This window comes from Candidatus Halobonum tyrrellensis G22 (genome assembly GCF_000495475.1).
In the GTDB taxonomy this organism is placed as follows: Archaea; Halobacteriota; Halobacteria; order Halobacteriales; family Haloferacaceae; genus Halobonum; species Halobonum tyrrellense.
On record NZ_ASGZ01000001.1, the window covers coordinates 15647 to 32638 of the forward strand.

General features: G+C 69.6%; 12 protein-coding genes and 2 pseudogenes. 8 read left to right on the forward strand and 6 right to left on the reverse strand.

From position 1 onward, the window contains the following. Window positions 1–45 precede the first annotated feature (45 nt). The 3 genes and pseudogenes from K933_RS00090 to K933_RS00100 form a co-directional block, all read right to left on the reverse strand. The gene (locus K933_RS00090; protein WP_023392617.1) at window positions 46–1173 is read right to left on the reverse strand and encodes a pyridoxal phosphate-dependent aminotransferase; all 1128 of its coding nucleotides are present in this window, start codon (window positions 1171–1173) and stop codon (window positions 46–48) included. Between the two features lie 126 nt (window positions 1174–1299). Continuing rightward, a pseudogene (locus tag K933_RS00095) lies at window positions 1300–1701 on the reverse strand (GIY-YIG nuclease family protein); the annotation flags it as partial. 113 nt (window positions 1702–1814) lie between these two features. After that, window positions 1815–2219, reverse strand: coding sequence for a methylated-DNA--[protein]-cysteine S-methyltransferase (locus tag K933_RS00100; protein ID WP_235063395.1), 405 nt, complete (start codon window positions 2217–2219; stop codon window positions 1815–1817). Between the two features lie 178 nt (window positions 2220–2397). On the opposite strand from K933_RS00100, the gene K933_RS00105 reads away from it, so the two are divergent. The 6 genes from K933_RS00105 to K933_RS17250 all read left to right on the forward strand — a co-directional run bounded on the left by K933_RS00105 (window position 2398) and on the right by K933_RS17250 (window position 11329). Further along, entirely contained in the window at window positions 2398–4752 is a 2355-nt protein-coding gene (locus K933_RS00105; protein ID WP_023392620.1) for a DEAD/DEAH box helicase, read from the forward strand. A 148-nt stretch (window positions 4753–4900) separates the two neighbouring features. After that, complete coding sequence (locus K933_RS00110) at window positions 4901–6268, forward strand: ABC transporter substrate-binding protein (RefSeq protein WP_023392621.1); 1368 nt, start codon at window positions 4901–4903, stop codon at window positions 6266–6268. A gap of 21 nt (window positions 6269–6289) precedes the next feature. Further along, window positions 6290–7381 carry a carbohydrate ABC transporter permease gene (locus K933_RS00115; RefSeq protein ID WP_023392622.1) on the forward strand — a complete coding sequence of 364 codons (1092 nt, stop codon included), beginning with the start codon at window positions 6290–6292 and terminating at the stop codon, window positions 7379–7381. Then, entirely contained in the window at window positions 7378–8295 is a 918-nt protein-coding gene (locus K933_RS00120; RefSeq protein ID WP_023392623.1) for a carbohydrate ABC transporter permease, read from the forward strand. The genes K933_RS00115 and K933_RS00120 overlap by 4 nt, the downstream gene beginning before the upstream one ends. 13 nt (window positions 8296–8308) lie before the next feature. After that, window positions 8309–9463 (forward strand): ABC transporter ATP-binding protein, encoded by a 1155-nt coding sequence (locus tag K933_RS00125; RefSeq protein WP_023392624.1) that lies wholly within the window; start codon window positions 8309–8311, stop codon window positions 9461–9463. Window positions 9464–9925: 462 nt separating this feature from the next. Beyond that, on the forward strand, window positions 9926–11329 hold the full coding sequence (locus tag K933_RS17250) for a restriction endonuclease (protein ID WP_080509143.1): 1404 nt from the start codon (window positions 9926–9928) through the stop codon (window positions 11327–11329). A gap of 51 nt (window positions 11330–11380) precedes the next feature. On the opposite strand, the gene msrA is transcribed toward K933_RS17250, so the two are convergent. After that, on the reverse strand, window positions 11381–11917 hold the full coding sequence (gene msrA, locus K933_RS00135; RefSeq protein WP_023392626.1) for a peptide-methionine (S)-S-oxide reductase MsrA: 537 nt from the start codon (window positions 11915–11917) through the stop codon (window positions 11381–11383). Between the two features lie 243 nt (window positions 11918–12160). On the opposite strand from msrA, the gene K933_RS00140 reads away from it, so the two are divergent. Beyond that, window positions 12161–12895: a DUF4013 domain-containing protein gene (locus K933_RS00140; RefSeq protein ID WP_023392627.1), complete on the forward strand. Its 735-nt coding sequence runs from the start codon at window positions 12161–12163 to the stop codon at window positions 12893–12895. Window positions 12896–13351: 456 nt separating this feature from the next. Here the strand turns inward: K933_RS00140 and K933_RS00145 are convergent, their stop codons facing one another. Beyond that, window positions 13352–14197 carry a hypothetical protein gene (locus tag K933_RS00145; protein WP_049947400.1) on the reverse strand — a complete coding sequence of 282 codons (846 nt, stop codon included), beginning with the start codon at window positions 14195–14197 and terminating at the stop codon, window positions 13352–13354. A gap of 309 nt (window positions 14198–14506) precedes the next feature. Here K933_RS00145 and K933_RS00150 point away from each other — a divergent pair, with 309 nt between their 5' ends. Next, the gene (locus K933_RS00150) at window positions 14507–16396 is read left to right on the forward strand and encodes a glycoside hydrolase family 15 protein (protein WP_023392629.1); all 1890 of its coding nucleotides are present in this window, start codon (window positions 14507–14509) and stop codon (window positions 16394–16396) included. Between the two features lie 36 nt (window positions 16397–16432). Here the strand turns inward: K933_RS00150 and K933_RS19525 are convergent. Further along, a pseudogene (locus tag K933_RS19525) lies at window positions 16433–16600 on the reverse strand (DUF7386 family protein); the annotation flags it as partial. Window positions 16601–16992 lie beyond the last annotated feature (392 nt).

Consider the following 16992-nt stretch of genomic DNA (forward strand, 5'->3'; position numbering starts at 1 on the left):
GCGGGCGAACCGGGCCGTCGGTCCGCGGCCCGCGTTCGGATCCCCTCAGAGGTCGTCGAGGACGCGCCCGAACGCCGCGAGCGCCGCCTCCGACTCGCCGGGTTCGCGCCCGAGCGAGACGCGGACGCCGTCGACGGCGCCGAAGAACCGGCCGGGCACCACGAGCACGCCCGCCTCCCACGCCGCCTCGCTGACGGCGTCGCCGTCCGCCCGGTCGTGTTCGACGTAGGCGAACGGCGAGCCGTCGGCGACCACCCCCGACAGGTCCGAGCGGTCGGCGACGAACGCCGCGAGCAGGTCGTGGTTGGCCGCGCAGTGCTCGCGGGCGTCCGCGACGAGCGCGTCCCGGTGTTCGAAGAACCGCCGGGCGAGCGCGACGCTCGGCCGGCCGGGTCCGGGGACGTGGTCGACCACGTCGCCCGCCCGGTCGACGAACCGCTCGGGACCGACGACCCAGCCCACCCGGAGTTCGCCCAGGCCGTGGAACTTGGTGAGCGACCCCGTGACCACGGTGGCCGGGAGACCCGCGGCGGTCGGCCCGCCGAACGCCCGCTCGCCGCGTGCGTCGGCGGTGTACGGCGCGTACACCTCGTCGACCAGCAGGTAGCCGCCCCGGTCGCGCGCCACCTCGGCCATCTCCGCGAGGTCCTCGCGGTCCGCGAGGTAGCCCGTCGGGTTGTGGCGGTTGGTGACGGTGAGATGCGAGAGGGGGACGTCGCCGGCGGTGTCGAGCGCGCTCGCCGCGCGGTCGGGGTCGAGCGCCGCCTCCGGGCCGGGCCGGCGGAACCGCTCGACGCGTGTGCCGAGCGCGCGGGGCGTCTCGACCAGCGGTTCGTACCCCGCCTTCTCCACCAGCGCGCGGGGCGTCGACCCGTCCGCCGTCTCGTCGGCCCGTTCGACGGCGAGCGCGTGCGCCGTCGCGGCCGCGACGAAGTTGGCGTGCGTCGCCCCCGCCGTGAGCAGCACCGACGCGGGGTCGACGCCGTACTCGTCGGCGACCGCCGCTTCGAGCGTGGCGTCGCCCGTCGGCCCGGAGAGCCCCGCGAGGCGGTCGGGGACGGGGTCGACGGCGTCGCCCGGGAGCGCGGTGCGGAGGTCGCTCGACCCGAGGTCGTGGTCGGCCTCCGCCGGGCGGCCCTTGATCCAGTCGAGGTACGCGAGCGGCGGGAACATACGCCGCGGTTCGCGTCGGGCGGCAAAAACCCATCCCAACCGGCGCGTTTCGGGTTCGGCTCGGCCCCGCGCCGAGTCGAGCCGCGCGGCTCAGACGGCGTCGTAGACGGCTCGGACCGCCGCCGCCGCCCGTTCGGTCGACTCGTAGCGCGCGAGGTGAGAGGGGCAGTCGCAGTCGGACGCGCCGAACCCGTCGACCGGGCCGGCCGCGAGTCGGCCCGCGACGGCGCACTCGACGTCGCGGCCGGGCGCGCGCACGACGCCGTCGAGGTGGACCGCCGGGTGGCCGCCGAGGTAGTCGACGTGCCAGTGGCGGACGCCGTGTTCGCCCGCCGCGACCCGGCGGTGGCGGTCGACCCGCGCGAAGCCGCCGCTCCCGAGCGCGCTGCCGGTGTACGCGTAGCCGCCCGCCGGCAGGTCGTGGGTCCCGAGCGCGCCCACCTCGACGGTCGCGGGGTCGGGGAGCGCGAACACCAGCGTGTACGTCCCCCACCCCTCCTCGCCCGTGGGGTCGTCGTCCGCGGTCACGCGACCCCGTCGGGTCGCGCCGCCGAAAAACCACGCGGGTTCGGAGGGCGGTCGGCGGGCCGGCGGACCTGACGGGTCCGGCGACGGCCGACGCGCGGGCGCCGACGCCGGGGTCACTCCGCGTCGGCGAACCCGTCGAGCGTCGACTGGCGGGCGCCGCGGGTACCGGGAGCCGCCGGGGTCGCGCGCTCGTGTGCGAGTAGCGCCCGCTTCAGCCGGACGCCGCCGTCGGCGGAGAAGCCGCCGAGCGAGTCCGCGCCCACGACGCGGTGACACGGCACCACGAGCGGGAGCGGGTTCCGCCCGCACGCGCCGCCGACCGCGACCGCCGAACTGTCGAGGGCGGCCGCGAGGTCGCCGTACGTCCGCGTCTCGCCGTACGGAATGGCGGCCATCGCGCGCATCACCTCGCCCGTGAACCCGTCGGGGAACCGCACCCGGAGGTCGAACGCGCGGCGGTCGCCGTCGGCGTACTCGGCGGCCTGTCGGGCGGCGTGCTCGCGGGGCGCGTCGAGCAGTCCGGCGTCGAGCGTGAGTCGGCCGCCCGGGACCGACACGGTCAGCGGGTCGTCCACGGCGAACCCGACGCGCCCGGGGGGCATAACTCCGCCCGCCCCGGAGCGGTCACCCCCCGCCGCCCGGCCGCCCCGACCCGACGCCCGAAACCCGTAAGCGCCCGCCGCGCGGAGTCGGCGCGTGGACGACACCGTCGAGTGGCTGCGCTCGCGGCCGTACTACGAGGGGCAGGTCGCGGACCACCGCGTCCTCCCGGCGCGCGACGCCGCCTTCGCCGACGTGGCCCTCGAATCGCGGCTGGCGGGCGCGCTCGAAGACCGGGGGGTCGACCGCCTCTACACCCACCAGGCGCGGGCGGTCGAGGCGGTTCGGGAGGGGGAGAACGTCGTGCTCGCCACCCGGACCGCGAGCGGCAAGAGCCTCGCGTACACGGTGCCGGCGTTCGAGAAGGCGATGGACCACGGCGGACGGACGCTGTACCTCGGCCCGCAGAACGCGCTGATCGCCGACCAAGCGGAGTCGCTGTCGGAGTTGGCACGCGGACTGGGGTTCGGCTCGCGCGTCTCCGTCGCCCAGTACACCGGCCGGCAGAGCGACGCCGAGAAGCGCGACGTGCGCGACGCCCGGCCGACGGTGCTGTTGTCGAACCCGGACATGCTCCACTACGCGCTTTTGCCGTGGGCGTACAAACACTGGGAGTGGTTCTTCTCGTCGCTCGAACTCGTCGTGATAGACGAGGTGCACGACTACCGCGGCGTGTTCGGCAGCCACGTCGCGATGACGCTCCGCCGGCTGAACCGTATCTGCGAGCGGTACGACTCGGCGCCGCAGTTCGTCTGCTGTTCGGCCACCGTCGGCAACCCCGTCGAACACGCCGCCCGGGTGACCGCCCGGCCCGAGTCGTCGTACGCGCTCGTCGACGACGACGCCTCCGCGCGGGGCCCGCGCCACTGGCTGCTGTGGAACCCGCCGGAGTACACCGGCCGCACCGCCGAACGGCAGTCCGGGCGACGCCGCTCTAGCCACACCGAGACCAGGCGGCTGTTCTGCGACCTGGTGAGCCGGGGGTTCCAGACGCTCGCGTTCACCCGGTCCCGGCAGGGGGTCGAGCGGTACGCCAGCGACTCCGCCTCGGACCTCCGGGAGCGCGGCGAGTTCGACCTCGCGGGGTCGATAGCGGCGTACCAGGCGTCGCTGACCCACGACCGGCGGCGCGAGATAGAGGCCGGCCTCAACGACGGAACGGTACGCGGCGCCTGGTCGACCAGCGCGCTCGAACTCGGCGTCGACGTGGGCGGACTCGACGCGGTGCTGCTCGACGGCTACCCCGGCACGCGCATGTCGACGTTCCAGCGCGCGGGCCGCGCCGGCCGCGGCGACGACCCCGCGCTGGTGGTCCTGGTCGGCGGCGAGGACCAACTCGACCAGTACCTGATGGGCGACCCCGACGCGCTCTTCGACGGGGAGCCGGAGCGGGCGATGGTCGACCCCGAGAACGCCGAGTTGCTGCCGGACCACGTGGCGTGCGCCGCCGACGAGAACTGGCTGTCGCGCGACGACGAGCGCCACTTCGGGGCGACGTTCCCCGACGTGGTGTCGTCGCTCGTCGCGGCGGGACGGCTCGACCGCCGCGACACCGGCGACGGCGCCCGCTGGCTGTACGACGGCGGCGGTAGCGCCCAACACTCGATGGGGCTACGGACCGTCGGCGACCGCGAGGTGGACCTGCTCGACGCGCGGTCGAACGACCGCGTCGCGTCGCTGTCGCTGTCGGACGCGCTCCGGGACGCCCACCCGGGTGCCGTCTACCACCACCAGGGGCAGAGCTACGAGGTGACCGACCTCGACTTCGAGCGCGACGTCGCCCGCCTCCAGCCCACGTGGGCGGACTACTACACGCGCGTGCTCACCGACAAGGACGTGGTGGTGAACGACGACCTCCGGGAGAAACCGCTCGACGCCCGCCCGGACACCGCCGTCCGGTTCGCCGACGTGACCGTGACGGAGCGGGTCACCGGGTTCGAGCGCAGGGACCGAACGACGGGCGAGACGCTCGGCCGCGAACCGCTGGACCTGCCGGAGACCAGCCTCCGGACGCGCGCGTTCTACTACACCGTCCCCCCCGAGGTGGAGGCGGCGATGCGCACGGCGGGCGGCGAGTACGGGTTCGCCGGCGGCATCCACGCCGCCGAACACGGGAGCATCTCGCTGATGCCGCTGTCGCTGCTGTGTGACCGCGCCGACGTCGGCGGGCTGTCGACGCCGCACCACCCCCACACGGACCGGTCGACCGTGTTCGTCTACGACGGCCACCCGGGCGGCGTGGGGCTGGCGGCCGGGGCGTACGACGGGGTCGACGACCTGCTGGCGCGGACCGCACGGCTGATAGCGGGCTGTGACTGCGCCGACGGCTGTCCCGCGTGCGTCCAGTCGCCCCACTGCGGCAACGCCAACGACCCGCTGTCGAAACCCGAGGCGGTCCGACTGCTGAACGCGCTCGCGGGGACGGACGAGCCTGTGCCGTCCGGCGAGTGACCGCACCGGTCCGACAGGAGGGCGGGAGCGCCGCCGAGCCGAACGATGGATCGATCGTGCAGGTTCACTCGCCCCGAAGTTAATGTGAGTAAGGGTTAAGTAGGCGGTGCAGAAACGTTTTGACGGCCTCTAGATACGGAGGACTATTATGAACGACACGGAACTCACGCGGCGCGATATTGCACGAGGCACGGCTGGCGTTGGCGCACTCGGTCTGACCGGCTTCGCCGGCTGTCTCGGTGGCGGTGACGGTGACGGATCGGACGGCGAGGAGACCACCGAGGGTGGCAGCGGCTCCGACGAAACCACCAGCGAGGGTACCACCGAGGGCGACGGCGGCTCCGGCGCCACCGTCGAGGTGCTCCACGGCTGGACCGGCGGCGACGGCGCGACGGCCGCCGAGTCGCTCACGGAGGCGTGGAACGAGGCGCACCCCGACATCACGCTCGACTTCCGTCCGATCGGCGGCGGAGGGAACACCAACCTGAACACGGTTATCTCCAACCGGCTGTCGAACCAGAACCCGCCGGCGTCGTTCGCCGGCTGGCCGGGCGAGAACCTCACCAAGTACGAGGGCGTCCTCGGCAACATCACGGACGTCTGGGAGGAGAACGGCTACATCGACGCTCACGTCGACGAGGCGTCGAACCTCTGTAAGTACAACGGCGAGTACCGGGCGGTCCCGATCGGCTCCCACCGGCTGAACTGCCTGTTTTACAACACCGCGGTCGTCGAGGAGGCGGGCATCAACCCCGACGACCTCACCAGCGTCGACGCGTTCATCGACGCCCTCGACACGGTGGCAGAGGAGACGGACAAGACGCCGATGGCCCACGGGATGCAGGCGCCGTGGACCACCCTCCAGTTCGTCGCGGCGATGCTGCTGTCGACGGGCGGGTACGACACGTACATGTCCGTCGTCAACGGCGAGGGCGGACGCGACGCGGTCCAGACCGCGTTCGAGCAGTCGAAGACCGTCCTGCAGGACTACATCAGCCAGGACGCCTCCTCCATCGGGCTGACCGGCGCGAACCAGAAGATCATCAGCGGCGAGGCGGCGTTCATCCACCAGGGGAACTGGGCGGCCGGCGCCTACCGGAACGCCGAGGACTTCGCGTACGACGAGGACTGGGGCTTCAAGACGTTCCCCGGGACGGAGGGGCAGTACACCCTCCACTTCGACTCGTTCATCTACCCCAGCAACAACCCGGCGCCCGACGCGGGCAAGACCTGGGAGGCGTTCGCCGGTTCGAAGGAGGCACAGGTCGCGTTCAACCAGTACAAGGGGTCGATCCCGACCCGGACCGACGTCGACATGTCGGCGTTCGGGCCGTACCTCCAGGAGACGATGGAGGACTTCCAGAACGCCGAGAACAAGCCGCCGACGATCGCACACGGGCTGGCGGTGCCGCCCGAGCAGTTGACCGGTCTGAAGGGCGTCATCTCCAACAACTTCTCCGGACCGTACAACGTGGAGGCGGCGACCGACGCCTTCATGTCCACCGTCCAGGGATAACTCCCGTACGGTCACTCACACATGAAGGAATTTTTCGAACGGGTGAGACGAGCGACCAGTGGCCGGTCGGCCGACCGCGGGGCCGGCGCGGACGGGTCGGACCCGGAGGAGTCGGACGGGCCGGCGGAGTCCGGAGCCGCGGTGACCGACGGCGGCGTCGCGACCGGGTCGGACCGGGGCGGCACGACGGGCGACGACCCCGGCGCGCTCCGCCGCGCGTTCGACCGGATCGACGACCGCCTCGGCCGCGACTTCGTGGAGTCGTCGCCGTTCTGGCTCCCCGCGTTCCTCCTGATGGGCTTTTTCGTCTACGGCGCCATCGGCTGGAACGTCCTGATCTCGCTGACGGACTACAGGGGGTTCGGGACGGTCGACTACAGCCAACTCGACTTCGATATGTACGTCCGGGCGTTCCAGTCGTCCGCCGTCCAGCAGGCCGCGATCAACACGTTCGTCCTCCTGTTGGGCTTTACGATCGTCTGTCTCATCTTCGGGATGCTGCTGGCGATCCTGCTCGACCGGCGGGTCAGGTACGACAACTCGCTCCGGCTGATCTACCTGCTCCCGATGAGCCTCTCGTTCGTCGTCACCGCCCAGTTCTGGCTGTGGATGTACGACTACAGCAACGGCATCGTCAACCAGGTGCTCGGGCTGGTGGGGCTGGGGCCGTACAACTTCATCGGCAACCCCCAACTCGTCCTCGGGGCGGTCATCTTCGCGTTGGTGTGGCAGTACAGCGGCTACGCGATGGTGGTCTACCTCTCGGCGCTCCGCGCCATCCCCGACGAGCACTTCGAAGCCGCGAAGGTCGACGGCGCGTCGGTCGTGCGGATGTACTGGCGCGTCATCGTCCCGCAACTGCGGAGCGCGACGATCAGCGCGGCGGTCGTGATCATGGTGTTCGCACTGAAGGCGTTCGACTTCCTCTACTCGCTCGTCGGCGGGTACCGGCCGCCGAACGGCGCGGACATCCTCGCGACGCTGATGGTCCGTGAAGCGTATCAGAACACCAACTGGGCGTACGGCTCCGCGATCGCCGTCATCCTGTTCATGATGGCGCTCGCGGTGATCGGGCCCTACCTCGTCTACCAGTACAGGAACGACGCGCTATGAGCACTGAAACAGACACACAGACGGAGAAGCAGAGCCGCTTCGGCGGCCTCGACGGCTATCGCATCGCACTGTACACGGTCCTCGGACTGCTGGTGCTGTTCTTCCTCACCCCGATCGAGTCGGGGCTCGTCACCTCGCTCAAGACCGCCACCGCGGTGACGAACACCGAACCGTACCTGCCGCCGCTGAGCGGCGCGGAGTTCTCGCTGGAGAACTACGCCACCGCGTTCGACGCGCTCGCCAACGGCGTGTTCAACAGCCTGCTGTTCGCCATCCCGGCGACGGTGGTCTCGGCGCTGTTCGGGAGCTTCGCGGCGTACGGGCTCACGCTCGTCGACTGGAAGTACCAGGTGCCGATCCTGGTGCTGTTCGTCGCCGGCGTGTTCATCCCGTACCAGGCGGTGCTGGTGCCGCTCTCGCGGCTCTACTCGATCATCGACTTCGCGGCCCTGTTGAGCTTCGTGTGGGCGCTCACGCCGCTCAGCCCCGAGTACGCAAACCTGGTGGAGTTGGCGGTGACGCACATCGCGTACGGGATCCCCATCTGTACGGTGCTGTTCCGGTCGTACTACACGACGATGAGCGAGGAGATGATGGAGGCGGCGCGGCTCGACGGCGCGAGCGTCCGCCGGATCTACCGGCGGATCGTCTTCCCGCTGTCGACGCCGATGTTCGCCGTGGTGCTCATCTACCAGTTCACCCAGATCTGGAACGACCTGCTGTTCGCGCTCGTCATCGTCGCGACGAGTTCGAGTCCCGCCTCGCCCGTGACGCTCGACCTCGCCGGTCTGGGCGTCTCGATGCAGGGGCAGGACTTCGGTCTCCGGATGGCCGGGGCGTTCATCGCCGCACTGCCGACGCTGCTGGTGTACATCGCGTTCGGCGACGAGTTCGCCGAGGGCGTAGCAACGTAGCCTCCCAACCACAATGTCACAACTCCAACTCGACAAGCTCACCAAGGTGTTCACCGACGACGATGGCAGCGACATCGTCGCGGTCGACGGCGTATCGATCGACATCGAGGACGGGGAGTTCCTCGTCCTCGTCGGCCCCTCGGGCTGCGGGAAGTCGACGACCCTCCGGATGGTCGCCGGGTTAGAGACGGTCACCTCCGGCGACATCCGGCTGGGCGACCGGACCATCACCGACCAGAAGGCGCAGGAACGCGACATCGCGATGGTGTTCCAGTCGTACGCGCTGTACCCCCACATGACCACCCGCGAGAACATGTCGTTCGGACTCGAGGAGTCCACCGACATGTCCACCGACGAGATCTACGACCGCGTCGAGCAGGCGGCCGAACTGCTCGGCATCGCGGCCCTGCTCGACCGCAAGCCCACGGAGCTGTCGGGCGGGCAACAGCAGCGGGTCGCGCTCGGCCGCGCCATCGTCCGCGAACCCGAGGTGTTCCTGATGGACGAACCGCTGTCGAACCTCGACGCGAAGCTCCGGTCGAGCATGCGGACGGAGCTCCAGCGGATCCAAGAGGACCTCGACACCACGACGATGTACGTCACGCACGACCAGACGGAGGCGATGACGATGGGCGACCGCATCGCCGTGCTCAACGACGGCCGCCTCCAGCAGGTCGGCACGCCGCTGGAGTGTTACCACCGCCCGGCCAACCGGTTCGTCGGCGGCTTCATCGGCGAGCCGTCGATGAACTTCTTCGAGATGACCGTCGAGGGCGACCGACTCGTCTCCGACCGCCTGAACTACCCGCTGTCGGCCGAGACGGCCGACGCCGTCGCGGGGTCCGACCGGGTCACGCTCGGCATCCGGCCGGAGGACATCGAGATCGTCGACCGCCCGGCCGACGACCACGCCTTCGAGACGGTCGTCGACGTGGTCGAACCCCGGGGGAACGAGAACTCGGTGTACCTCATGTTCGGCGACCAGGAGACCGAGGAGAACCCCGAGACGTTCGTCGCCATCGTCAACGGGATGTCGCGCGTGGAGGCGGGCGAACCGGTCGTCGCCCACGTCCCCGAAGACGCGGTCCACCTGTTCGACGCCGACTCCGGCGACGCGCTCCGGAACCGCGTGCTCGACGACCTCGACGAGACGGAGCCGCGGGTCTGACCGCGCCGTAGACACCGCACTCGCCGTTTCTCACCCGGCGGTCCGGCCCCGCGCCCCGTTCGCGTCCGGTCGCCGAGGCTGGTACCTCCCGAGACGGGTCGACGCCGAGCGCTCGCGAGCGGTCGCTCACGCGGAGAGAGGCGGCCGACGATCCGACGGCTACGGGAGCGAGTCACGGGAAAAAGCGTCCGCCTGTGGTACGGACGCTTCGGCCGGAACGGCCGTATCGCCGGAATGCGCACGACCCGCACCGCGTGTCGCGGAACGGTACGGATCGCATCCCACACAACCCGACGTGCGGGGATATGTGTGGCGGCCACCGCTCAACGGGCGAATCACTGCGCGATAGCTGTCGGCTGAACGAGATTCAGTCCCCGACGCAAAACTTGTAGAGATGTTCGGTTGGTTTTAGCACCTACGTGACAGTCAGACATTAGTGTTAGGAACGTAACTAGATTCGTCATGGTTCGATACGGCGGAATAGAGGAGTTAGAGGAGGGGATCCGAGAGGCGGCCTTGGACGCGGTAGGATCCGGAGAGACGTTTCTCGGAGGTGTTCGGGCTGCCGACGCTGTTCGTTCGAAGCGACAGACGCGCCTAGTACTCACCGATCAGCGTCTCATTGCCCTGAAGCCTACTAGCGGAGGAATAAAGGTCAGCAGTGTCGAACGGACGGCGATTTCTCACGTCGACTATGAATCGGGTGTGTTGAGCCGGGAACTCTCTATCGTCGGTAGTGGGGGCGTCGAACGGTCGTGGAAACTCCAACGGGACGGAGCGGATGCGTTCGTCGCGGCGCTTCGAAGTGGGGAGTCTCACGCCGTGTTCGTCGGTGAGAACAACGAGCCAGTCATTTCAGAAGAAATGGGGGTCGAAGAACGGGGGCAGATTGGTCGGTCCGACAGCGACCGTCGGCCCGCTTCTCGGGCTCAATCCCATCGAACTGCCAGTGCCGAGAAGACGGAAGATCCCAGCTCCTTCGAGGAGATGCAGTTGTCGACCTTGGCCTCGCGGTTACAGGGTATGGACAACTACGAGTTCGAACAGTTCGTCGGTGACCTCTGGGAGCGTCTCGGCTGGGATACGGAAGTCTCGCAGGCGTCCGTCGACGCGGGTATCGACGTGATAGCGACAAAAGAGACGCCGTATCCGCAGAAGAAGGTGATCCAAGCCAAACGGTACAGTGAGAACACCACGGTCGGCGGACCCGACATCCAGCAGTACGCCAGTCTCAAGAGTCAGGTCGACGGAGCCGACTCCGTAGTGGTCGTCACGACGAGTTCCTTCACGAACGCCGCTAGAGACCGCGCTAACGACCTCAACGTGAAGCTCGTAGACGGAATTACTCTCGCAACGATGATCGACGACCTCGATGCGTACGACTTGGTAGCTGCTTACCTCGAAGCGCCGGCGGTCGCTACCGATTCGTCCGAACCCGCGAGAACTCCCGAACCCGACGCGACCCGACGCTCCGCCGAGACCACTCGCTCCGAGCCGGTCGGCCAGCCGGAGAAACAAGTCGCCGAGGACGGGGGAGCAGTACGCTCGAACACCGCTGGAACGGATTCGGTACTCACGGACCCGGAGAACGCCCCCGAAAGCGAGGAGGTAGAAGTCGGAAACTGGCATTACGGCATCGTCGGCTGTGCTGTTCTAGCTCTCCTCGCACCCGCGGCCGGCGCGAACGGTCTCGGAGGTCTGATGATACTGATGCTTCCGCTGGTTGTCTATGCCGACGCCTACAACGTGAGTAAGAAGTCACCAGAGTGGAATCCGCGCCGGTGGCTCTACGCGCTCGCGTCCTTCGTCTTCTTCATCGGACCACCTATCTACCTCTACAAGCGCTGGAAGAACGTGGGACTGTGACCGAGTGTGTAAGTTAGCTGTCGGGGTTTTTCTCCGACAGCAGAGTTCGTGTTACGCCTGTTTCAGCTTCGCCGCGAACCGCTCGCGAACCTTCTCCACCTTCGGCGCGGCGTGCATCTGACAGTAGGCGTCGTTGGGGTTCTTCTCGAAGTAGTCCTGGTGTTTCTCCTCCGCGCGGTAGAACGTCTCCAGCGGCTCGATTTCGGTCACCACGTCGTCGTCGTACTCCTCGTCGAGCGCCTCGCCGTACGCCTCGACCTGCCGGCGCTGGTCGTCGTCGTGGTACAGCACGATGGAGCGGTACTGCGTCCCCACGTCGGGCCCCTGCCGGTTGAGTTGCGTCGGGTCGTGGGTGGCGAAGAACACCTCCAGGAGTTCGTCGTAGCCGACCACGCCGGAGTCGTACTCCACCTGTACCACCTCGGCGTGGCCGGTGTCGCCCGAGCAGACCTCCCGGTACGTCGGCTCCTCCGTCTCTCCGCCCGCGTAGCCGCTGGTCACCTCGCGGACGCCGTCGAGTTCCTTCATCGCCGCCTCGGTACACCAGAAACAGCCGCCGCCGAACGTCGCCCGCTCGTACTGGCTCACGGGAGAACGAAGGGGCCTGCGAGACATAAGGCTCCCGTCGGTCACCGTCGGGTACCGCGCGGCCGGCGGGACGCCGACCCTCGGCGCGACGGCGGCGACCGGTACGGGTCCGCGTCCCGATCCTACCCGTACGGCTCGAAAAAAGGCATTTGAGCGGTCGTATCGGGGGTTTAGGAAACAGCTAATACCTCACGGCGCCATCGTACGGTCGATTCTGCGGCCCGTGCCGGGAGTCACAGACACATGTTCACCGAATCACTCACCTACCTGAGAGACAGCCGGGACGCGTTCAAGACCGTCTTCGTCGGCGGGATCCTGCTCGTCCTCGGCGTGTTCATCGTTCCCACGATCACGGTGGTCGGCTACCTGATGCGCGTCCTGCGCCGGACCGGCGCCGGCGACGACGAGGCGCCCACGTTCGACAGCGTCGACGACCTGGTTGAACTGACGAAGGAGGGACTCCCGGGCTTCGTCGTCGCGTTCGTCTACGGTATCGTCCCCGCCGTCGTGATGGGCGTCGTGTTCGGCGGCGCGCTCGTCTCGTTCGTCCTCGGCGGGTCGAGCGGCTCCGACGGGTTGGCGGGTCTGGGGCTCAGCCTCGGTCTCGGCGGTCTCGTCGTCGGTAGCCTGCTGGGCGTCGCGCTCGGCCTGCTCGCGGCGTACGTCACCCCCGCCGCGGTCGCGAACGTCGCCGACCGCGGTACGATCGCCTCCGGGTTCGCGTTCGGCGACCTCCGACCCGTCCTGCTGTCGGGCGCGTACGCGACCGGCTGGCTCACCGCGTTCGCGGTGCTCGTGGTCGGCGGTGTCGTCGCCGCGATGTTGAACGTCGTCCCCCTCCTCGGGACGGTGCTGGGCGTGTTCGTCCAGTTCTACTTCCTCGTGGCCGCCTACTACGTCGTCGGTAAGACGTGGGCGCGGGTGCGGAACGTCCGCGAGAGCGAGGAGCCGCTCGCCGACGAGCGTCCGGTCGTCTGAGCCGGCCACACACCCTCGCGGCGGGCACGACCCGTCGCGTCGGGACCGATCGGTCCCCGGCACCCGCAGTTCTTCCGTCCGTTCTCGCATCCAGCGTTCCATTCGGTCCGTTCTCGCGCCGCGGTCGCGTCCAGCGTTCTAGTTCTTCCACCCGACACTCGGGTTCCTCCGGGTCGCGTCCCCGTCGGGGTCACGTCCTCCGCCCATCACGTCCCCCACCCGGATCGACTCACCAGAACAGCACCGTCGGCCGGCGGGCCGCCGCGTCGACCGACGTCTCCGCGTCGTCCGTCCGGTCCGGCCAGCGCCGCTCGCGGGGCAGTCCCCCGGCGGAACGCCCCCGCCCGACACCGGACGCGTCCCGGGTCGACGGACTACACCGGCGGCGAGTATCAACCCACGGCCCGGAGTATCAATCCGTGTAGTCGGGACCGGCCGCCGCGGTCACCGCGGCGGTCACTCGAACAGGTGGAGTTCGACCCCGCAGTCGGCACAGACGAGCGCCTCCAGCGGGTCGCCCGCCGCGTCGGTCGGCGGCGGGCCGCAGCAGTCGCCCGCGAGTCCCTCGGTCACCTCGCCGCCGCAGGCGGGACAGTCGGTGAGGAACAGCCCCAGCGAGTGGGCGGCGACGGGCCGGTCGGCGGGGTCGACGCCGAAGTCGGCGAGCGCGCGGGCCGCCGCAGTCTCGCTCACCGCGACCGGCCGCCGCAGCCACGACTCCGCGCCCGGGTCGTCCGACCCGTCCGAGAGGATCACGTACCGCCGGTCGCGGCGCTCGAACGTGTCGACGTGGCTCGCGGCGGGCGTCGCGTCGAGCGTCGCCGCCGCCAGGTCGTCGAGCGACGCCGCCCGCAGCGTCTCGGTCTCCGCGTCCCACCGCCGCTCGAACCGGTCGTCGAGGCGGAGGTCGTCGCCGTCGGGGCGGACCACCCCGCGCTCGACCAGCGACGCCAACACCGCCTCGCCGTCGCCGCCCGCGTCGGCGATGCTGTCGGTGCCGTCGGGCGGGCCGCCTCCGACGCCGTCGGCGGCGACGGCGGGGCCGACGTGGAACGGGTCGCCCGGGAGCCGCGCCGCCAGCCGCGGGCCGACCCGCGGCGTGTACGGCAGGAGGTAGCCGCGGAGCCAGACCGCCCCACAGCCGACGACGGCGGCGGCGACGCCGACGAGCGGCGACAGAAGCGACAGCAGCGCGCAGCCGACGGCGAGGAGCAGCAGGTTGAGCGCGGTACAGGGCCAACAGCGGTTCTCGCCCGTGTACTCCTCGCGGGCGAACCCCAGGTCGGTCAACGCCGAGGACACCCGACTCGCTTCGCCGGCCACCGGATTGACTCTTTCGTCGCCGCCGTCGGCGCCGGTCGTCGACCCGCCGACCGCTGACCCGTCCCCGCCGACCGCTGACCCGTCCCCGCCGACCGCTGACCCGTCCCCGACGGCCGGGGTCCGTCCGCCGACGCGACCGCGGCCCGCCGGCCGCCCCCAGACCTTTGCCGGGGTGGGTCGTAGCCACCGGCATCACACCGCGACGGCGGCCGACCCGCTCCCGTTCGCCCGACCCCGACGAGCGAGCGGTCGGCGGGAGGGGCGGAGCCGCCGTCGCCACCCCAACCGATGGAGACCCCAGACTACCCCCCGCTGAGCGACTACGGCGTGATCGGCGACCAGACGACGTGCGCGTTGGTGAACCGCCACGGGTCGGTCGACTGGTGGTGTCTCCCCCACCTCGAATCCCCGAGCGCGTTCGGCGCGGTCCTCGACGCCGAACAGGGCGGCCGGTTCCGGATCCGCCCGGTCTACCCGTACCAGTCGGCCCAGACGTACGTCGAGCGCACGAACGTCCTCAGGACCGACTTTTACGGCGCGACCGGCCGGGCGGCGCTCACCGACTGGATGCCGTTCCCGGGTCCCGAGGAGTCGCTCGAGGAGTCGAACGCGCTCTACCGGAAGCTGGAGTGTCTCGACGGCCCGTTGCGGTTCGACGTGACGTTCGACCCGCGGTTCGAGTACGGCCGCGAGCGCCCCGACCTCCGCGAGACCGACCGGGGCGTCGTCGCCACGGGCGACGCGGAGGCGGTCCACCTCGCCGCGCCGCCGTCGCTCGCCGTCGACGGCCTCGGTGACGACGGCGCGGACGCGACCCTCTCGCTCGACGAGGGCGAGACCGCGTGGTTCGTCGTCCGCGACCGGCGCGGTGACGCCGGGTTCGACCACGACCCCGCGTCGTTCGAGAGCCGCCTGGAGTCGACGGTCGACGCGTGGCGCGGGTGGCTCTCGGAGGGCGGCCGGCAGTCCGGCCGGATCGACGACGGGCAGTGGGAGCGGCTGGTCGACCGGTCGGCGCTCGCGCTCAAACTCCTGATCCACGAGTCGACCGACGCGATCGCGGCCGCGCCCACCACGTCGCTGCCCGAGGAGATCGGCGGCAGCCGCAACTGGGACTACCGCTACAGTTGGATCCGCGACGCCGCGCTCACGGTGCAGGCGCTGTCGAAACTCGGCCACGCGGACGAGGCGAGCGCCTACTTCTCGTGGCTGATATCGAAGGTGTACGACAGCCCGGAGTCGATCCGCCCGCTGTACGGGCTTCACGGCGACGCGAGCGTCGAGGAGTACACTCTCGACCACCTCGAAGGCTACCGCCGCTCCTCGCCCGTCCGCGTCGGCAACGCCGCCGAGGCGCAGCGCCAACTCGACGTGTACGGCGAACTCGTGCTCGCGCTGTACGAGACCACGCGGTTCGGCGAGACGCTCGGCGACGAGGCGTGGACCGCGGTCCGGGAGGTGGTCGACCACGTCGTCGAGGTGTGGGACGAACCCGACGCGGGCATCTGGGAGGTCCGCTCGGAGCCGCGCCAGTTCGTCCACTCGAAGGTGATGTGCTGGGTCGCGCTCGACCGCGGGGTCAAACTCGTCGAGGACGCGGGGTTCGACGGGCCGGTCGACCGCTGGCGGCGCGCCCGCGAGGAGGTGCGCGAGACCGTCCTCGACCGGGGGTACTCCGAGGAGGCGGGGAGCTTCGTCCGGTCGTTCGAGACGACCGAGGCGCTCGACGCGACGGCGCTTTTGTTCCCGCTGTACGGCTTCCTCCCGTTCGACGACCCGCGGGTCGAGGGGACGATCGCGGCGGTCCGCGACCGGCTCACGACCGACGCGGGACTGGTGTACCGCTACGAGGGCGAGGACGGTCTGCCCGGCGGCGAGGGGACGTTCGTGCTCTGCTCGTTCTGGCTGGTCGACGCGCTCGCGCTGTCGGGCCGGGTCGACGAGGCCGAAGCGCTGTTCGGCGAGGTGCTCGCGCGAACCGGCCCGCTGGGGCTGCTCTCGGAGGAGATAGCCGCGGAGTCGGGCGCGCTGCTGGGCAACTACCCGCAGGCGTTCAGCCACATCGGCCTGATCAACAGCGTCCTCTATCTCGACCGGGCGCGCGAGAACCGCCAGCCCGGTCCCGAACCGCTCGGCGCGGAGTCGGCCCGCGGGACGCTCGGCTCCGACGGGTCGTAGACGGGAGGGGTGGGCGTCGCCGCGGTCGCTCCGAGCGTCCCGGAGGTTCTCCTCGGACTCGAGGAGGTGAGTGAGCGCGGCGTCGATCACGCCCGACATGGGTGGGTCGTCGTTCGGGCCATCGGCGACGATCGCCTTCGCTTGCTCGAGCAACCGCTGTCGGTCGTCGTTCAGTCGGATCGTCGTCTCCATCGTCCGTCCCATATACCGATGTATGCCGCTAGGTCCTAGAGCGTTGTACTGAGGTGACTGGGACAGGATCTGTTTATACCAGCGGGGTGGTCAGCCGTCCCATCGGCGAGCAATCGAGGGAGGGGAGGGTCGAATTTATGTACACCGGCCATCAGGTAAGGGGTAGAATCGTGCATACATTGAGGGAGCCGTATACATCTGAGCGCAACCCCGTGATGCAGGTTGATGTCTCTATTATCCTGGTCTACGACAGAACTACATGAAGGAATGGTTGAACGCACTAAGAAGAGAAATATCCTTTCTTGAGGCTGACTGGGCTATCATCCTACTAGGGACCGTATTATTCCCTATTTTTATCCCATTTATTTCTGAGATTCCTTCGGTAGATCTGCTTATTTTTTTTT

Excerpts from the sequence above, each read along its gene's own strand:
- K933_RS00090 (WP_023392617.1), bottom strand. The coding sequence starts at position 1,173 with ATGTTCCCGCCGCTCGCGTACCTCGACTGGATCAAGGGCCGCCCGGCG.
- K933_RS00110 (WP_023392621.1), top strand. The coding sequence starts at position 4,901 with ATGAACGACACGGAACTCACGCGGCGCGATATTGCACGAGGCACGGCT.
- K933_RS00115 (WP_023392622.1), top strand. The coding sequence starts at position 6,290 with ATGAAGGAATTTTTCGAACGGGTGAGACGAGCGACCAGTGGCCGGTCG.
- K933_RS00120 (WP_023392623.1), top strand. The coding sequence starts at position 7,378 with ATGAGCACTGAAACAGACACACAGACGGAGAAGCAGAGCCGCTTCGGC.
- K933_RS00125 (WP_023392624.1), top strand. The coding sequence starts at position 8,309 with ATGTCACAACTCCAACTCGACAAGCTCACCAAGGTGTTCACCGACGAC.
- K933_RS17250 (WP_080509143.1), top strand. The coding sequence starts at position 9,926 with ATGGTTCGATACGGCGGAATAGAGGAGTTAGAGGAGGGGATCCGAGAG.
- K933_RS00140 (WP_023392627.1), top strand. The coding sequence starts at position 12,161 with ATGTTCACCGAATCACTCACCTACCTGAGAGACAGCCGGGACGCGTTC.
- K933_RS00150 (WP_023392629.1), top strand. The coding sequence starts at position 14,507 with ATGGAGACCCCAGACTACCCCCCGCTGAGCGACTACGGCGTGATCGGC.